General features: G+C 69.0%; 18 protein-coding genes. 11 read left to right on the forward strand and 7 right to left on the reverse strand.

The annotated features are described in order from the left end of the window. Nucleotides 1–37: 37 nt before the first annotated feature. Nucleotides 38–634: a hypothetical protein gene (locus tag B9A95_RS26825; RefSeq protein ID WP_084050080.1), complete on the reverse strand. Its 597-nt coding sequence runs from the start codon at nucleotides 632–634 to the stop codon at nucleotides 38–40. A gap of 992 nt (nucleotides 635–1,626) precedes the next feature. On the opposite strand from B9A95_RS26825, the gene B9A95_RS34205 reads away from it, so the two are divergent. Further along, the gene (locus B9A95_RS34205; RefSeq protein WP_170928782.1) at nucleotides 1,627–1,782 is read left to right on the forward strand and encodes a hypothetical protein; all 156 of its coding nucleotides are present in this window, start codon (nucleotides 1,627–1,629) and stop codon (nucleotides 1,780–1,782) included. 224 nt (nucleotides 1,783–2,006) lie between these two features. On the opposite strand, the gene B9A95_RS26840 is transcribed toward B9A95_RS34205, so the two are convergent. After that, nucleotides 2,007–2,681, reverse strand: coding sequence for a YqhA family protein (locus B9A95_RS26840; RefSeq protein ID WP_245808508.1), 675 nt, complete (start codon nucleotides 2,679–2,681; stop codon nucleotides 2,007–2,009). 41 nt (nucleotides 2,682–2,722) lie between these two features. On the opposite strand from B9A95_RS26840, the gene B9A95_RS35810 reads away from it, so the two are divergent. From B9A95_RS35810 to B9A95_RS26880, 10 genes are all read left to right on the forward strand, one after another. Beyond that, on the forward strand, nucleotides 2,723–3,067 hold the full coding sequence (locus tag B9A95_RS35810) for a hypothetical protein (protein ID WP_245808509.1): 345 nt from the start codon (nucleotides 2,723–2,725) through the stop codon (nucleotides 3,065–3,067). Between the two features lie 2 nt (nucleotides 3,068–3,069). Continuing rightward, nucleotides 3,070–3,381 carry a hypothetical protein gene (locus B9A95_RS35815; protein WP_245808510.1) on the forward strand — a complete coding sequence of 104 codons (312 nt, stop codon included), beginning with the start codon at nucleotides 3,070–3,072 and terminating at the stop codon, nucleotides 3,379–3,381. A 144-nt stretch (nucleotides 3,382–3,525) separates the two neighbouring features. Further along, nucleotides 3,526–3,825, forward strand: coding sequence for a DNA-directed RNA polymerase subunit omega (gene rpoZ, locus B9A95_RS26850; protein WP_084050088.1), 300 nt, complete (start codon nucleotides 3,526–3,528; stop codon nucleotides 3,823–3,825). Nucleotides 3,826–3,900: 75 nt separating this feature from the next. Then, complete coding sequence (locus B9A95_RS26855) at nucleotides 3,901–5,166, forward strand: cation:proton antiporter (protein WP_084050091.1); 1,266 nt, start codon at nucleotides 3,901–3,903, stop codon at nucleotides 5,164–5,166. Nucleotides 5,167–5,457: 291 nt separating this feature from the next. Then, entirely contained in the window at nucleotides 5,458–6,315 is an 858-nt protein-coding gene (locus B9A95_RS26860) for a DUF1206 domain-containing protein (RefSeq protein ID WP_084050094.1), read from the forward strand. 119 nt (nucleotides 6,316–6,434) lie between these two features. Continuing rightward, nucleotides 6,435–7,508 carry a PP2C family protein-serine/threonine phosphatase gene (locus B9A95_RS26865; RefSeq protein ID WP_084050096.1) on the forward strand — a complete coding sequence of 358 codons (1,074 nt, stop codon included), beginning with the start codon at nucleotides 6,435–6,437 and terminating at the stop codon, nucleotides 7,506–7,508. 85 nt (nucleotides 7,509–7,593) lie between these two features. Beyond that, the gene (locus B9A95_RS26870; RefSeq protein WP_084050099.1) at nucleotides 7,594–7,971 is read left to right on the forward strand and encodes a RidA family protein; all 378 of its coding nucleotides are present in this window, start codon (nucleotides 7,594–7,596) and stop codon (nucleotides 7,969–7,971) included. 649 nt (nucleotides 7,972–8,620) lie between these two features. Then, nucleotides 8,621–8,764 carry a hypothetical protein gene (locus B9A95_RS34210; protein ID WP_170928783.1) on the forward strand — a complete coding sequence of 48 codons (144 nt, stop codon included), beginning with the start codon at nucleotides 8,621–8,623 and terminating at the stop codon, nucleotides 8,762–8,764. A 121-nt stretch (nucleotides 8,765–8,885) separates the two neighbouring features. Next, nucleotides 8,886–9,080 (forward strand): hypothetical protein, encoded by a 195-nt coding sequence (locus tag B9A95_RS26875; RefSeq protein ID WP_084050102.1) that lies wholly within the window; start codon nucleotides 8,886–8,888, stop codon nucleotides 9,078–9,080. Nucleotides 9,081–9,201: 121 nt separating this feature from the next. Further along, nucleotides 9,202–9,981 (forward strand): PSP1 domain-containing protein, encoded by a 780-nt coding sequence (locus B9A95_RS26880; protein WP_084051005.1) that lies wholly within the window; start codon nucleotides 9,202–9,204, stop codon nucleotides 9,979–9,981. Between the two features lie 62 nt (nucleotides 9,982–10,043). Here the strand turns inward: B9A95_RS26880 and B9A95_RS26885 are convergent, their stop codons facing one another. The 5 genes from B9A95_RS26885 to B9A95_RS26905 all read right to left on the reverse strand — a co-directional run bounded on the left by B9A95_RS26885 (nucleotide 10,044) and on the right by B9A95_RS26905 (nucleotide 16,629). After that, nucleotides 10,044–11,261 carry an aminotransferase class I/II-fold pyridoxal phosphate-dependent enzyme gene (locus B9A95_RS26885; RefSeq protein ID WP_212648388.1) on the reverse strand — a complete coding sequence of 406 codons (1,218 nt, stop codon included), beginning with the start codon at nucleotides 11,259–11,261 and terminating at the stop codon, nucleotides 10,044–10,046. Beyond that, nucleotides 11,258–12,577: an adenosylmethionine--8-amino-7-oxononanoate transaminase gene (gene bioA / locus B9A95_RS26890; protein ID WP_084050105.1), complete on the reverse strand. Its 1,320-nt coding sequence runs from the start codon at nucleotides 12,575–12,577 to the stop codon at nucleotides 11,258–11,260. The genes B9A95_RS26885 and bioA overlap by 4 nt, the downstream gene beginning before the upstream one ends. Next, on the reverse strand, nucleotides 12,574–13,203 hold the full coding sequence (bioD, locus tag B9A95_RS26895) for a dethiobiotin synthase (RefSeq protein WP_084050107.1): 630 nt from the start codon (nucleotides 13,201–13,203) through the stop codon (nucleotides 12,574–12,576). Before bioD ends, bioA begins: the two co-directional genes overlap by 4 nt. Then, complete coding sequence (gene bioB / locus B9A95_RS26900; RefSeq protein WP_084050109.1) at nucleotides 13,197–14,228, reverse strand: biotin synthase BioB; 1,032 nt, start codon at nucleotides 14,226–14,228, stop codon at nucleotides 13,197–13,199. Before bioB ends, bioD begins: the two co-directional genes overlap by 7 nt. Nucleotides 14,229–14,793: 565 nt before the next feature. Then, nucleotides 14,794–16,629 carry a S8 family serine peptidase gene (locus B9A95_RS26905; protein ID WP_084050112.1) on the reverse strand — a complete coding sequence of 612 codons (1,836 nt, stop codon included), beginning with the start codon at nucleotides 16,627–16,629 and terminating at the stop codon, nucleotides 14,794–14,796. Nucleotides 16,630–16,713: the final 84 nt, after the last annotated feature.

A 16,713-nucleotide genomic window follows, 5' to 3' on the forward strand; every position in this document is an offset into this window, starting at 1 on the left:
GCGAAGGTCAGGGGGTGCGCTTCCCCGAGAATGGGCTTCAGGGCAGGCCCACCAGTCCCAACGGACCCACGAGCGCCGCACCCACGCCCAGCGCTGCAGCCCGCGCCGCGTCCGGCACCCCTGGAGGCCCCGCCAGCACCAGCGTGGGGCGGGCCTCCAGGCCGATACTCCCCGCGCCGTCCAGCCGGGCGAGCAGGGCGTCGAAGGTCCAGTCGCGCGCCCACAGCCGCTTGAGGGCATGCAGGGCCGCCGTGCCGGGCGGAACCACCAGCGCCGTTTCGGCTTCGCGCTCGCCGGGGCGGCGCAGATGGACCTCGCCGAGGTTCAGGCCCGCGTTGCCCAGCGCGCGGTAGAGCAGTTGCACCGCGTCGTCCAGCAGCGAACTGGTCCGCACCAGCGTCTGCGCCTGGGTGGCCAGGGTGTCCAGCAGGTCCTCGTCCAGGCGAGCGGGGTTGACCGGCGACAGCAGACGCGAGAGCTGCTCGGGCAGGTTGGCGCGGCGGTAGAACTCTTCCTCGAAAGTGGCGGGGACCAGCATGGCAGCGGGCACTTCGGCCGCGTGCGCCGCGAGGCGGTGGGTTTCCGCCTCCACCGACGCAACGGGCAGGCGGGCCGCCTCAGCAAGGGTCAGCATGGGGGGGAGCTTACCGCATGTCCGCCGGTCCTACACCGGCCTCCAAACGCTACGCCCGACTGTGCGGAAGCTTCCACAGGACGACACACTCCGGCATCAGCGGCGTCTTCTCTCAGGGCCAGTGGTGGCCTCAGGCGAGCGTCCTCGCTGAGGGCAGACTGCGCCACGACCACGAGGATCACGGCATGGCGCAGCGCGCTCCACCGCTCCGGGGAGTTGGCCAAGGAACAGGTGAAGACCTGCAAGCTCCAGGACAGCCAAACCGGGGCGAGGCGGGCCCACCCGTCTCACCACACCCACCGGCGTTCCAGGCTGAACGCCTGCGGTTGAACGTGGAGCAGGGCCGTGGCGAGGAGGCAAACCAACGCGGCGTCGGCAGCAACACGGTCCACGTGGCCAGGGTATCCCCTTGAGCCAAGCCGTGCCGCACCGTTCTCATCACGGCCCGGTACAGGACTGCGCGCAGCGCCGGCCGGTCTTCCCCTTACGCCTGCCCCAACCCAGAGCGGTCGGCGCGTAGGCGATCCTTCCAGCGTCATCCCGCTCCCCCAACACCGCGCCCACCGCCCGCACCTGCTTTTCCCTCTCGCCCCGCTCCTTCCCGGTCAGCCGGTCCTCACGCCGGGTGCACCCGCCCACTTCCTGCTGCGCGCTTGACCAGGCCCTCAGCCGCCAGCGTGTGCCGGACCGCGGGGAGAGCGTCCCCTCCCGGGCCGTCAGCAGTCCCCCGGACCGGGCCCGGATTACCTGAGCGGTTCGGGTTGCCGCCCGAGTACAGCCAGAATCAGCAGGCACAGCCGCTCTCAGGTGTTCACGAAAGGGGCGCGCATCCATTCCCGATATATCCAAAGTCGATGCGCCGAAACAGGAGGGAACGAGGACGGCGTTACCGGGGCATGATTCCACCCCGGAGACCAGGCGTTTTCCCACCGGCCCCCACCGCGGACCCGCCCACGCAGAACCGGGAGACTCTGGAGGAGGGGGCGGCCCACATGACGGATACGGTGGAGGCGCGGCGCACGTTGCTCGGCGGCCTGCACAGCTCAGCGCTGGCCCGCACCTACCGTCCCGGCGCCCGGAGGGTAGGGCAGCTGGCGCAGCACGCGGCGCAGGGCCATAGGCATGGACTCAATTGCGCTACGGCCTGACCACCGAGAGATACGTGATTGAGCCCTTCGATCAGGACGCCTGGCTGGCACTTCCCGGGAGGTAGGCTTGGCCTTGATGGACGTCGCCAATAGCCATTGGGCGGCCCGGCTGCAGGGGGTGGAGCCCGCTGAGTTTCGTCGGGGCGTCGCCCACCCGCGCGAGGGCAAGCAGGACCTGCGGCGGCTGACGGCCAAGCGCGGCCGGCACTGGAGACGTAAACCCGCTACGCCGCTCCACCTGCAGCGTCCACCTCACCTTCCGCCTTACCCTCGGTGGCCTGCTCGGCGCGCTTGACGTCCTGCTCGCGAATATGGCGCTGCTCGGTGTCGTGCTCAAACAGTTCCCGCCGGGCACGCAGCTTGGCTTCCGGCTGCTGGAGGTCACCGCCCTGGCCCCGGTGAACCCGCTGGAAAAACACCAGGGCGCCCCCCGCCAGTGCGAGCGACGCGGCGAAGTACAGGGTGTCTTGCGGGTCTTTCCAGGCAATGAAGTGCTCCAAAAAGGTCACGCCCAGAATCACGATGACCACCGACACCACCTTCTGCTCCAGGTCTGAGAGGCTCTCGACACCCAGGGCGGAAGTCAGGTTGAGGGGCCGGATAAACAGCGAGTACAGCCCCACGCCGATCAGGTAGAACACCACCGCCTTGAGCATGGTGCTGACCACCTCGAGAAAGGCGACGGCCACCTCGCCCGTGCCCTGGTCCACCCCTTCGCGCAGCATGTCGCGCCAGGTCTCATAGATGGTGTACAGCGCCAGCAAGGTGCCCTGGAGAAAGAGGCTGAAGGCCACCAGCAGCACCGCCACCACGGCGATCAGCACAACGAAGCGGGTGCGGCCGATCAGCTCGCTGAACCACTCGCGTCTGGAGGGCCCGCGGGGGGAAGAGGAAGTCACGCCTCCCATGATGCCCGCCTACCGGCTACGCTGGGCGCCAGATGAAGCCTCTGCCCCATTCTCGTGAGTGGTACGCCCGGCTTGCTCGTGACCTCGGCGGCTACCGGCACCCCTGGTCACGCGAACTGAACGGCCCGGACCCCGAACTTACCTTCGGCGCGCTGCTGGCCGAACGCCTGGGGCCAGCCGTCCGCGTGCTGGAGGCTCTGGCTCTGGACACGGCCCGGACGCCACCCGCTTCGGGCCGGAGGTGGCGCGATGGGTGGCCTATGACCGCGAGCCGCAGTTGCTCGAACAGGCGCGCAGGAATGCGCCGCACGCCGACTTTCACCTGTGGGATGGACGCGGGGAGGTGCCACTGGGGCTTCGTGGCCCCTTCGATCTGATCGTGTCCCGTCGTGGGCCCACAAGCGTGATCCTGCACCTCCCCGCCGTAACCGCGCCAGGCGCCCGCTTTCTGTACGTGGGCCCGGAGCTGGAGGTGCCCCGCGTGCCCGAACGCCTTACGGCGGTGGGCTGGCGCGTCCTTGCCGAATACCGCGTCTCCGTGAGGGCCTGGGCGCCCATCTGGGAAGACTGGGCCACCCACTGCGAGTGGCAGGGCGAGGCCGCGCGGCGCGAGGACTGGGAGCAGCGGGCCGCTGCGCGGGGGCTGGCCTACCGCGAGGAACGGTACGTGGTGCTGGCAGGAACCTCCTGACCGTGCCACCCGGTCTGGCTTGCCCCGGCCGAACGGGGTAGACTGAACGGCTGCGCGCCCCGGCCCTTCTGCTGCAGAGGGAGGGGTGAGGCGAGACCTTCCGGCCTTCCAGGCACGGCAGGCGGAACGAAAAGGGGTCCAAATATGGCGGAAAAAGACATTGACAAGTTGCTCTCTCTGACCGACAGCAAGTACCGGCTCTCGGTGGTCACGGCCAAACGGGCGCTGCAACTGCGCTCGGGTGCGCCCAGCGTGCTGCCGGTGGAACAGCGGGTGCGGACGCGCAACCTCGTGACCCAGGCGATGCGCGAGCTGGCCACCGACAAGCTGACCATCGGCACCGAGCTGATGGACGAGGGCCGCTTTCACCAGGATTACATGCGCCAGAAGCAGGCGCAGCTGCAGGCCCAGCTCAACGCCGAGCGCGAGCGCGAGCGCGACTGAGCGGGCGGGCGGTGGATTCGGGGCGGTCCTTCAGGGGGCCGCCCCTTCCCTTTGTCCCCCTATAGGATGGGCCCCATGCTGAGCGCCTTTGCCGTCTTGCTGTGCGTGACTGCCGTGCTGGCGTACCTGAATGAGCGGCTGCTGCAGCTGCCCACCACCGTGGGCGTCACGCTCGCGGGGGCCCTGGCGAGCATTCTCCTCACCGCGCTCGACGCGCTGGGCACTGGCGGGCTGCGGGGTTGGGCGGCGGGGGTGTTGCAGACGCTCGACTTTACCCAGTTCGTGCTGAACGGCATCCTCAGCCTGCTGCTGTTTGCCGGGGCCCTGAGCCTGGACGCCCGGCAGATCATGGCGCAGCGGGTAACCATCCTGACGCTCGCGGTGCTGGGCACGCTCATCAGCACCGCCCTGATCGGCCTGGCCGCCTACGCCGTCTTCGGACTGGTGGGGCTGGCCGTGCCGCTGACCTGGGCCCTGCTGTTCGGCGCGCTCATCAGCCCCACCGATCCCGTCGCCGTGCTGGACCTGCTGAAGCGGGCGCGCGTTCCGGCCAAAATCGAGGCCCTGATCGCCGGGGAGAGCCTCTTCAACGATGGCGTGGGCGTGGTCGTGTTTCTCGTGCTGCTGGGGCTGGCAGGCCTGGGCGAGGGGCACGCCGCACCCACGCTGGGAAGCGCGCTGGCCCTGTTTGCGCGCGAGGCGCTGGGCGGGGTGCTGCTCGGCGGTCTGCTGGGGGCGGTGGGGTACGCCATGGTCCGCACCATTGAGCAGCACGCGGTGGAGGTGCTGATTACCCTGGCGCTGGTGATCGGCGGGTACGTGGCGGCCGCCTCACTCGGGCTCAGCGGGCCGCTGGCGATGGTGGTGGCGGGGCTGATCCTGTCGGCCACCAAGGACCAGACCTTCAGCCCGGAGACCCGGCACCACGTGGAAGGCTTCTGGGAGACGGTGGACCAGGTGCTGAACATCGTGCTGTTCGCCTTTATCGGCCTGGACGTGCTGCTCGCCCACATAACCGGGCGGCAGCTGATCGCCAGCGCGCTGCTGGTGGGGGTGGCCCTCGCTGCGCGCTGGATCAGCGTGGCGCTGCCCTTCTGGTTCGTCCGGGAGCTGCACGGGTACGGCGCTTACACGGTGCGGCTGCTGACCTGGGGCGGCTTACGCGGCGGCATCGCCATCAGCCTGGCGCTGGGCCTGCCCGAATCGCCCTACCGGATGCACCTGATCACCGCCACCTACGTCGTCGTGCTGTTTACCATCGCCGTGCAGGGCCTGACCATCATGCCGCTGGTGCGCAAGGTCAGCGTGGCGGACCCGTCCGGTGGCCTCTGCGGAAAATGAGGAGGCCGAGACTCGAAAGACCCAGGGAAACGCCCCCTACGGGCCGGGCGGAGCGCCACGTACAGGGCGAGGAGACGGGCCCGGCGTCCCAGAGGCAACTCCCCTCCCGGAGCGATTTCGGAGGGCCTCTTGGGGCAACGCAGCAGGGAGCGTGACGTCGTCCCGCTGGTCTGTGGGACCTCTTCCTCCCGCTGGCCTTTCGCGCGGCGGCCAGAATGGCCAGCGCCAAGCGTCAAGAGAACGCGAAACCGGGCCCCATCCGCCCCCGCTGCCCATGGCCCACCCTGGGGTATGACGGACATTCGAGACGTCGGCCGGCAGGCGGAGGCCCGCCTGCGTCAGGGCGCAGCCCAGGCTGCACCGGGCATCGAGGCGCTCGCGCGTTTTGGGTACGCCAGCAAGGGCGCCGTGTACCTCGCCATCGGGGCCCTCGCGCTGGGCGTGGCGCTGGGCCGGGGCGGAGCCACCACCGATCCGCAGGGCGCGTTGTTGCGGCTTCAGGACCTGCCGCTGGGCACCCCGCTGACCGGACTGCTGACCCTGGGCCTGCTGGGCTATGCCCTGTGGCAGCTGGTGCGCGCGGTGCTCGATCCTGAGCGCCAGGGCCACGGAGCAGCCGGGCTGGTCAAACGTGCGGGTTACCTGCTCAGCGCGGTGGCCAATCTGGGCGTGGCCCTGTTCGCAGGGCGGCTCGCCCTGCTCGGCCACGCCTCCCGGCAGCAGGACAGCGAGGCGCGGGCGGCAGGACAGGTGCTGGCGCTGCCGGGCGGCGGGCTGCTGCTCGCCCTCGCGGGGGTGGCGCTGCTCGGGGTGGCGGCCAACGCCCTGTACAGCGCCTACGGAGCGCGCTTTATGAAGCGGGTCGCCCTGACCGGTGAGGGCGTTCGGTACGCCGAGACGCTCCAGCGGGTGGGGCAGGTGGGCCTCGGCGCGCGGGGCGTGGTGCTGGGGCTGATCGGCGCGTTTTTGCTGCTCGCCGCGTGGCAGCGTCAGCCGGGGCGTGCCCTGGGCTTGTCCGAGGTGCTGACCTGGTTGCGGGAGCGGCCGGCCGGCGGGCTGCTGCTCGCCCTCATCGCGGCGGGCACCGTCTGCTACGGTCTGTGGTGTGGGGTGCAGGCGCGTTACCGCCGCGTGCAGGTCCAGAACTGAATTTCCCCGCCCATCTTCCGGAGGTCTCCGGCGTGACTTCTTCTCCCCGTCCCCCACCCGCGTCCCGTTTTTCCCACCCCCGGGTGGGCGGGCAAAAGTCCTTCCCTTATATTGTTCACATGCGGCCAACCGCAATGCCTCCCCTCACGTCCGGAATCATGACGGATGTGGGGCGCTCGCGCCGTGTAAACCAGGACGCCGCGCTCGCGCTTGACCTGCCGCGTGGCGGCCTGTATGCCGTTGCCGACGGCATGGGAGGCCACGCGGCGGGGGAACTGGCGGCGAACCTGGCGGTGGACAGCCTCAGCCAGCACTACCTGGAGGGGCGTGGCCTGCCGCCCATGCGTCTGGCAGAGGCGGTGCAGGCCGCCAACCGCACCGTGCTGGAGCAGGGGGTCGGCCAGTACGCGGGCATGGGCACCACCCTGCTCGCGCTGCTGGTCGACCGGGGCGCAGCCATCGTGGCGCATGTGGGCGACTCACGGGCGTACCTGCTGCGGGGCGGCGAGCTGCACCGCCTGACCGAGGACCACTCCTGGGTGGCCGAACAGGTCCGGCTGGGCAACCTGACGGAAGAGGAAGCCCGGCACCACCAGTGGCGCAGCGTGGTGAGCAACGCGCTGGGTGGAGAGGCGCGCGTGCGCCTGGAACTGTTCGGGCTGCAGGTGCGTGCCGGAGACCGCCTCCTGCTGTGCAGCGACGGCCTGAGCGGCGTGGTGCCCGAAGAAACCCTGCTGGGACTGCTCGCGCAGCCGCTCAGCCCGGACCGCACCGTGCGCGCGCTGATCAACGCTGCCAACGACGAGGGCGGCCCCGACAACATCACGGCGGTGGTCGTGGACGTGGAGCGCGATCAGCGTCTGCCCGCCTACCCCCTGCCTGCCCGCGACGGCAAGGGGCCGGTGTACGTGGACCTGATCCTGCGCGCCCAGCGCGGCAGCCAGTCGCTGACCTACGGCCTGCTGCTGCTGGCCTACTTCACGCTGCTGGGCGTGATGCTCGTGCCGGGCGCACGCGTGTTCGTAGGGCTGATCGGCATCACGCTGATGCTGAGCGTGATCGCCGCGCAGCGCCTGACCTACGCCCGCCTCAGCCGCCCGTCGCCGCCGCCCGCACCCCTGCAGGTGCGCCCTACCGCCGCCGAGCGCGAGACCCGGGAGGCGCAGCGTGAGAGCCGCAATACCCTGAGCTAGGTGCGGCGGGGTGAATCTGAAGATCCACCGAGCACAACGGGAAGAAAGTGCGCCGCACCAGGAGGGGAGCGGGTACAGTAGGCCCATGAAAGACATCGTGGAAACGCCGAATGCTCCCGCTGCCATCGGTCCGTACAGCCAGGCCACCACCTTTGGGGGCCTGGTCATTACCAGCGGGCAGATTCCCCTGCGCCCCGACGGCACCCTGGTGGAAGAGGGCATCGAGGCCCAGACCCGGCAGGTGCTCGAAAACCTGGTGGCCGTGCTGCAGGCGGCGGGCAGCGACCTCAGCCGCGTGGTCAAGAGCACCGTCTTTCTGGCCGATATGAACGAGTTCGCCGCCATGAACGCTGTCTACGCCGAATACTTCCAGGCCCCCTACCCGGCGCGCAGCACGGTGCAGGTGGCCCGCCTCCCCCGCGACGTGCGCGTGGAGATCGAGGTGATTGCCGAGCGGGCGTAATTTCGGACCGCTGCGGCGCTCCCATTTTGAGAAGCACCCGTTTGTTCCTGGAAAGACGGCCTGCGTCCGTTCCCGCTGCCTTCCCAGGAACGAACAGAGGAAGGGCGAGAACCTCCGCTTGCATAGCGGGCCGAAGGTTCTCGCCCTTTTCAGAAGTTCGGGTTTCAACTGAAATTTGGGACGCGCACAATGCCGGCATGCGTGGTCTTCAGGCCGCCTCCGTTTCATACGCCCGCCCAGGCTGAGACCCTGCTATACCCCTCACACCGGGCGCGCCTGCTGGAGAAGTTCATCAAACCCTGCACCCCAGTCGGGCGGCGCACGCCCTGGGAGCGCCCGCCAACTGCGTCACGTCCGCAAACCCACCGAAGAGCGGTCTCCTGCACGTCGCCGAACATCAGGGGGAACGCACGCTGTACCAGACCGCCGCGCGGACCTTGCGCATCCCGCGGATTGAACTGACCATGCGGGAAATCACGAATGCTTACGCCCACGCCCTCCTCGGGTGGCGCGCGCAGCGTGACCCGGGCAGGCCGGAGGGGACACCGCGCACCTCACGGTAAACCTCGGCGTCGGTCGGCTGGCCCACGCCGGTGGTGAGCGGGCCGAAACGGCGCAAGAGCGGTCGCCGGCCACGCCTATCCGCACGGTGCGCGACACCCCTGCGCAGTGCCGGCGGGCCCAGGGCGCGCTGGACCGCATTCTGACGGAACTCGGCGCGGAAGAAGCTCCCGGTGCCCACAAGAGCACCTTCGTCCTGATGGCCTTTACGGGGAACCCGCACGAAACCTGAGCGGCGTGCGGCGTGCGGTGCCGGGGTGCAGGCTGCTCTTCCAGCACGCCTCCACCGCAAGTCTGACCCACCTCCACCCCCCTCGTTCCAGTCGGGCCCAGTGGCCCGCCGGGGAGGAAGCATGTTCTCAGAAACACGCCATCAAGCCGCTCTCGACCGTCACGCCGCCCTGCTGATGCGGGCCACCACCGAACGGACCCTGCAGGGCTTGCGGCCCGGTTCGGCGGTGGCAGCGGGCCGTGACGTGGCGGGCCGTGCAGTTCACGCTGCGTCTGCCGGTCCTGATCCCCCATCGCCGGAAGGACGGGGCACCTGAGGCGTGGAAGGCGCCCGTCCCTTCGTAACCCCACTCCCCACGCCTCCGGCCCGGACGTGACATCCTGCAGGGCGTGGTTGTCCTTCCTGTCCGTTTCGAACGCAGTCCCCGCCTGCACCCCATGCTGAGTGAGGTGGCGCATGCGGTGGACACGCGCGTCGTCGTGCAGGGCAAGCGTGGCCCCGAGGTGGCGACCGTGCGCGGCGAGGCCGCCGGGCCGGACCCGCAGGCCCGCTACGGCAGCGTGCTGCGCGCCGCGACCGCCGACGACCTGACCCACTGGGACGCACTGCACCGCCAGGGGGAAGACCTCAAGTGGCTGCTGCGTGCCCGTGCCCGCGAGCGTGGCCTGCCCGTCAAGATCGTGGCGGTGGAGTTCACCCTCGACGAGAGCCTCGTGACGGTGAGCTACAGCGCCGACGAGCGCATCGAGCTCGGCGGCCTGATCAGCGAGTTGCGCGCCCACACCCGCGCCCGGGTGAACTTTGCCGCCGTTGGCCCCCGAGAGCAGGCGCAGATGATTGGTACGCTGGGGGCCTGCGGACGCGAGAACTGCTCTTCGAACCACCTTCAGGAGTTCGCACCTGTCAGCATCCGTATGGCGCGCGATCAGCAACTCCCGCTCAACCCCGAAAAGCTAAGCGGGCCGTGCGGCCGCCTGCTGTGCTGCCTGCAGTACGAGCATACGCAGTACCTGGACCTGCTGGCCGATTTGCCACGCAAGAACGCCCGGGTGTGCCACACAGAAAGCGGCGCGTGCGGCAAGGTGGTCAAGCTCAATCCACTGGCCGGAACCGTGGACGTGCATACCGAGGGAGGCATGCTGACGGGCGTGCCTGCCGCCCAGTTGACCCGCGCGCCTGAGCAGGCGGGCGGCAAGAGCAAACGCGCCGAACCGTAGGCCAGCCTTCGGCCGCCGGCGACTTCCGGTGAGGTGCAGCGGCGAACACCAGGGGGAAGGGTCTACGCAGGCAGAGGCGCCCGCCTGCCGTCCACCACCGCCCCCAGGCACCGCTCCAGATCGGACCACGTGTGGGCAGCGCTCAGCGCAAAGCGGATGCGCGCCGTACCCGCCGGAACGCTGGGCGGGCGAATGGCGATGGCCCCGAACCCCTCGGCCTGAAGGGAGGCCGCGAGGTCCAGGGCAGCCCCATCCTCCCCCACCACGAGGGGCACCACCTGTGACTCGCTGCCCGCAAGGCCGTGACCGGCCGCCAGCAGGCGGGCGCGGAAGTTGGCGGCGTTCGCCTGTAATTCTCGCCGCGCAGCGTCCATGCCCTGTGCCGTCAGCACGTTGAGCAGGCTGACCGCCACGTTCGCGGGTGGCAGGCCAGTGGAAAAGATGAAGGGGCGGGCGGTATTCAGCAGGTAACGGATCAGCACTGTGTCCCCGGCGATATAGGCGCCGACGCTGCCATACGCCTTGCCCAGCGTGCCCATCAGCACGTCCACGTCGCCTGAAACGCCCTGGGCGTGGGCCAGCCCCGCGCCTCCCCCGCCGTATACGCCCCCTGTGTGCGCCTCATCGATCATCAGCCACGCTCCATACCGCCGTTTGAGGGCCACGAGTTCGGCCAGCGGTGCGAGGGTGCCGTCCATACTGAAGAGGGCGTCGGTGACGATCAGTTTGCGGGGCGCGGAGCAGGCCTGCAGCAGTTGGTCCAGATGCGTAAGATCCCGGTGGCGGTAAACGTGACGCTCGGCCCGGCTGAGGGTAATCCCGTCGATGATGGAGGCGTGGTTGAGCGCGTCGCTGAACACGGCGTCTCCCTTGCCCACCAGTGCCGGAATGACGCCCGTATTGGCGGCGTAGCCGCTGTTCAAGACCAGCGCCGCCTCCCGGCCCTTCAGCCCCGCGAGCTGGCGTTCCAGCACGCCGTAAATAGGATCGTTGCCCGTGACCAGCCGGGAAGCCCCCGCTCCAAAGCGCGTCAGGGCGGCGAGGACAACGTCTGCCTCCTGGGTTGGGAAGTTGCTCCGCAGCAGGTCCGCCGCCGTGTCCAGCGTCCATTCTTTGCGCCCCAGCCCCAGGTAGTCGTTGGAGGCGAGGTCCAGCAGGGTGCGGCCCTCCACCTCAACGTGGCCGGGGGCTGGCGCAGGGGTCCAGTCGCGCAACCGGCGTTCACGGTGCTGGGCGCGTAGACCTTCGAGGTGCGCTTCCAGGGGGGCCCAGCCGCTCACGACGGACCCCCGAACGTCTGGGCGGCGTCCAGCACCGCGCGGTACGCCGCGTCCAGATGTTCGTCCTCCACGCAGTAGGGCGGCAGCAGGTACAGCACGTTTCCGAGGGGTCGCAGCAGCAGGCCGCGTTCCAGAAAGAACTGCCGCAGGCGCAGGCTGGTGTCTCCGCCGTACCCCCCCGCGCCGCGGAGGTTCACGGCCGCCACCGTCCCCAGCCCGCGGGCGTGTTCGAGGTTCGGGTGGGCCGAGAGTTCGGGCTGCCAGCGCGCGTGCGTTTCCCCTATCCGGGCGACGCTCTGGCGCGTCTGGGCTGTCTCCAGCAGTTCAAGCGAGGCGAGGGCCGCCGCACACGCGAGTGGATTGGCGGTGTACGAGTGCCCGTGGGCAAAGGCGCGGTCAAAGGTATCGCCCTGGAAAGCTTCGTACAACGGCTGGGTACAGGCGGTGATGCCCATTGGGAGGAAACCCCCGGTCAGCCCCTTGGAAAGGCACACCAGGTCGGGCGTCTCGGTCAGGTGCTCGGCGGCCCACATCCGGCCCATGCGGAAAAAGCCCGTCATCACCTCGTCGAAAATCACGAGGATGCCGCGCGCCCGCACCCGCCGCACCACTTCATTTAAGAAGGCGGGGCGGCACAGCCGCATACCGGTGGATCCCTGAAGCAGCGGTTCGAGGAGGAGGGCCGCTGTCTCTCCACCCTGCTCGTCCAGCACACGGTTCAGGGTGGCGAGGGCCTGCGCCTCCTTCGCTTCCACATCCGCGTCGTCCGCCCAGGTTTCGGGGTAAGGCAGGAAGGTCACGTCGAAGAGCTTGTCGGCGAAGGGCGCGTAGAAGCCGGACGACTGGCCCGCGCTCATGGCCCCGAAGGTGTCGCCGTGGTAGCCGCCCTCCAGCGCCAGGATGCGCCGCCGCTGCCCTTCGCCCCGGTTGTAGCAGGCTTGCAGGGCGATCTTGAGGGCCGCCTCCACCGCCGTCGAACCGTTGTCGGAAAAGAAGATGCGGCTCAGGCCCCCGGGCAACCGCTCCGCCAGCCGGGTGGCGAGGGTGACGGCGGGCGCGTGGGTAAAGCCCGCGAAGATGACCTGTTCGAGCGTCCCCGCCTGCCGCGCAATGGCTGCCGCGATGTGAGGGTGAGCGTGGCCGTGGAGGTTTACCCACCACGACGAGATGAGGTCCAGCAGGCGCTCACCATCCGCCGTGATGAGGTACGGCCCTTCCCCACGCGCAATGGCGATGGGCGTGGGCGCGGTGGACGCCTGGGTAAAGGGGTGCCAGACGTGCCGCGCGTCCTGGAAGAGGAGGTCTTCAGCCCTCATGCGGTCACTTTCAGGTCGGGCAGCAGGCCAGCGAGGCGGGCCACCTCAGCGGGCGTCACCTCGTCCAGCCTGGGGAACTCGGCCAGCACGCGCACTCCACCGTGCCGCTCGATGGCTTCCCGGTTGGGGGCACTTGGCGGACCGCTCATCACCACGCCCAGCAGGGGCAGCCCCCGGGAGCGCAGGGCCTCGAGCGTCAGCAGGGTGTGGTTGATGGTGCCCAACGTGGAGCGGGCCACCACGACGGCGGGCAGACCCAGCGCGGCCATCAGGTCCGCCATCGTCTCGTCGGCGTTGATGGGCACGAGCAGCCCGCCTGCTCCCTCCACCACCAGGGGTGCGGAGGTCTGGGGGGGCGTGAGGGACGAGATTCGCACCTCGGTTCCCTCCAGGGTGGCAGCGCGTTCGGGAGCGGCAGGTTCACCGTACACCCGCCCAGGCGCAAAGACCTGTTCCGGGGACAGGGCAGCGAGGTGGGTCACCGCGGCTGTGTCGTCGTCCCCGTCCACCGCACCCGTTTGTAGGGGCTTCCAGTACGCCGCACCCCAGGCCAGGCACAGGGCCGCGCTGACCACCGTTTTGCCCACGCCCGTGTCCGTCCCCGTGACGAAGACGCCCCTTAACAAAGGGCCGCCTCCACCGCTTCCGACTGGCTCGTTCCAGGGGCAGCCCGCAGGCCCAGGTCCGCGAGCATGGCCCAGTCCGCGCTCGCCTCCTGCCCGCCTTCCGTCAGGTAGTTGCCCAGAAAGATTGAGTTGGCGATCATCAGCGCGAGCGGCTGAAGGCTACGCAGGTGAATCTCACGCCCGGCCGAAGCCCGCAGTTCGGCACGGGGGTTGGTGAGGCGGAACAGCGCCAGCACGCGCAGGCAGGACCACGGCGTGAAGTGGGCGGTGGTCTGCACGCCGTCCAGCTCGGTGCCTTCGATGGGAATCAGGAAGTTGACGGGGATGGAATCGGCGCGGCGCTCCCGCAGCCGCAGAGCGAGGTCCACGATCTGCTCGTCCGTTTCACCCATGCCGATAATCACGCCGCTGCAGGTGCTCATGCCGGTGCTCGCGGCGTTTGCCAGGGTTTCCAGGCGGTCGGCGTAGGTGTGGGTGGAGCAGATTTGACCGTAATGGTCCTCGTGGGTGTTGAGGTTGTGGTTGTAGGCGTCCACGCCCGCTTCCCGCAGGGCCCGCGCCTTCTTCTGCCCTTCCTCGCCCAGCAGCAGGCCCATGCAGGCGCAGACTTCCAGCTTGGTCTCGGCCTTGATCAGCCGGGTGGCCTCGCCCACGGTCTCGACTTCCGGCCACGTTCCCCCGCGCCCCGACAGCACAATGCAGTAGCGCTGGGCTCCGGCTTCAGCGGCTTTCTTGGCCTGCTCCAACATCTCGCGGGGGTGCAGCACGCGGTAGCGGGGAATCTCCGTGTCGGCCCCCTTTGCCTGCGAGCAGTACGCGCAGTCCTCGGCGCACAGGCCGCTTTTGGCATTGAGCAGCACGTTCACCTTCACCCGGTCCCCGAAGTGATGGCGGCGTACCTGCCACGCGGCGTCCACCACCTTCAACGTGTCGTGGTCCGGCACGCGCAGCAGGGCGAGGGCATCCTCACGGGAGAGGGGGTGGTCTTGCAGGGCGGTCTGGGTCAGGGCACCGAGGTTCAGCATGGGTAGATTCCTTTCGGGTGAGGGGAAGACTGTTCTCCCCACATCATTTCGTTCGGTGCTCCAGCCTACCTGCTGAACGAGTCCTCTCGACGTGGGTTTTGACCGGGTACAAGGAGGAGGCGTCGGGCTCGGCTGGTTTGGGGCAGTGGCGGGGTCCTTTCAGGAAATGTGGGGCAGGGGCCCTGCTGCGGTTTGCTCCAGCCTTGTCAAGCTGCGCAGCAGAGGGGACGGGGGAGCAGCGCCGCGCTCGGCAGGACCGCTTGAAGGTATGGGTGACGGTCCCATTCGGTTGGAAAAGGCCGTGCGCTTCGCGTGGCGGCGGCGTTGGTGGATGTTGGTCAGGAGGGGCAAGGATCTCAAACTCTCCTCCTCACGGCGGAGGCTGGGACCCGCAGAGCTCTGCAAAAGAGGGGGGTGGCGAGCGCCACCTCGCCCCGAAGGTGTCTTCCCTCGTGGGACCTGGAGAGCCAAGCAGTGGAGGGGGGAACGCGCCCGTCCCAGACCTGACAAGGAAAAAGCCCCTCCCACAGGGGGAGGAGCCTTCTGCCATGCGCCTTCTGCGGCCTTACTGCCGGACCAGCACCACCTTGTCCACTTCGGCCTTGCCCGTGTAGCTCGTGGTGGGGTTGAGATAGCCCTTCAGAACCACCTTCCAGTTTCCAGCGGCAGGGTTGGGAATGCTGACGGCCTCGCCCGTGCTGGTGCCCTGGGCGCTGGAGCCGACGAGCTGCCCGGCGGGGTTGTAGACCTCCAGGTCCAGGTCATAGGCGGGGTTGCCCCACTCGGTAGACACCCGCAGGACGCTGGAGCCCGAGGGCACGCTGAGGGTATGGGCGTCTTGCGACTGGGAAACGCAGTTGACCTGGGGCCCGCACACGCTGGTGCCCACACTGCTGCTCCAGCCGGGCAGGGCAGTGGTGCTGACCGAATAGCGGGTGGGGTTCAGGCGCACGGCCTCGCGAACGGCGGCATTGGCGTCCACGTAGCCGTAGCCGACCTCCCACAGCTCGCGGCGCTTGACGGTGACCTGGTTGGGGTCCAGGCCGCTGGTGGCGGCGACCGGGTAGTACATGGGGCGGCTGGTCTTCTGGAAGATCGCCAGCACGTCGTCGAGCTTGAGCTTGGGGTTGGCTTCCAGCATCAGGGCCACCACGCCGCTGATGTGGGGCGTCGCCATGGAGGTGCCACTGATGGTGGCGTACTGGGGGTTGTCCACGTCGGGCACGGTGGTGGCGGCCAGGCCGGTCTTGGCACGGGCGGCGCTGATGTCCACGCCGGGGGCCGTCACGTCGGGGTGAACAAGGGGGTCACCCGCGCGGCCCCGGCTGGAGAAGTCCGCGAGGTACCCCTTCTTGTCGCCCGCCGCCACACTGATCACGCAGGGGCTGGCCGAGTAGGGGTTGAGGGTATTGGCATCCGGCCCCTCATTGCCTGCTGCGAAGGTCACGATGATGCCCGCGTCGTAGGCACGTTTGGCGGCGAGGCTGATGGGATTGTAGGGCGCGAACTCACCGCTTGATCCCCAGGAGTTGGAAATCACGCGCAGGTTGTAGGTTTCGCGAATTTCAGGCTTCATCAGGTAGTCGAAGCCCTGGAGGGCGTACAGGATGCTCAAGCCCTCGCCCGCGCCCACGCCCAGCAGGGTCACGCCGGGAGCCACGCCGCGCCGCATCCGTGCCGAACCCGCCGAGGCCGCGCCGCTGCCGCCGATGGTGCTCGCCACGTGCGTACCGTGGCCACTGGTGGTGTCGCTGTCGGGGACGTCTACATACAGGTAGCCGCCCGCACCCACATCCGTGATGGGCCCGACGAGCTTGACGTTCTTGGCGACGTTCTGCAGGTCTGGGTGCGTGCCGTCAATGCCCGAGTCCAGCACCGCCACGGCCACGCCCTTGCCCGTGACGTTGTAGGTGCTCCGCGCCACGTCCGCCCCGATGAACTTCACGCTCTCGGCCAACTTGTACTGCAGCGGCGCGTCCTGGTAGATGGACTCCAGGCCGGGCAGATTGGCCTTCAGCAACTGCACCAGCTCGGGCGTCACCACCGTCTTGACCGCCACCATCGGCAGGTTCTCAAAGGCCCCCAGTCCCTGACCCGGGTCCACGGCCAGGTTTGAGTCCATCCACGTCACCGCACGGCCCTTGGCAGCGTCGTCGGCGAAGGACAGGATCAAGGTACCCACCTGGCCGTACCGCATCGAGCTGTCCACCTGAACGCCGGTAGGTGCCGTGGCGTAGAGCGCCTGGCAGGCCGTCTGCGCGGTGGCCTGTGGGCTCAGGCTGCGGCTGGACTGGCCGCCCACGGGAGTCTGGGCAGAGGGCGCGTTGCCCTGAGGTACGCCCTGACCACAGGCGGCGAGGAGGACGGTGAGGGTCATGAGGACGGGAGACTTGTTCTTCATGGGGGACTCCTGAAGGGATGGGATAGGGCTGTCGGGCTTGAGGTCATTTCATCAAACCCCGCTCAAAAAAAACGCAAAGGGAAC

The sequence above is a fragment of the Deinococcus hopiensis KR-140 genome, assembly GCF_900176165.1.
GTDB lineage: Bacteria > Deinococcota > Deinococci > Deinococcales > Deinococcaceae > Deinococcus > Deinococcus hopiensis.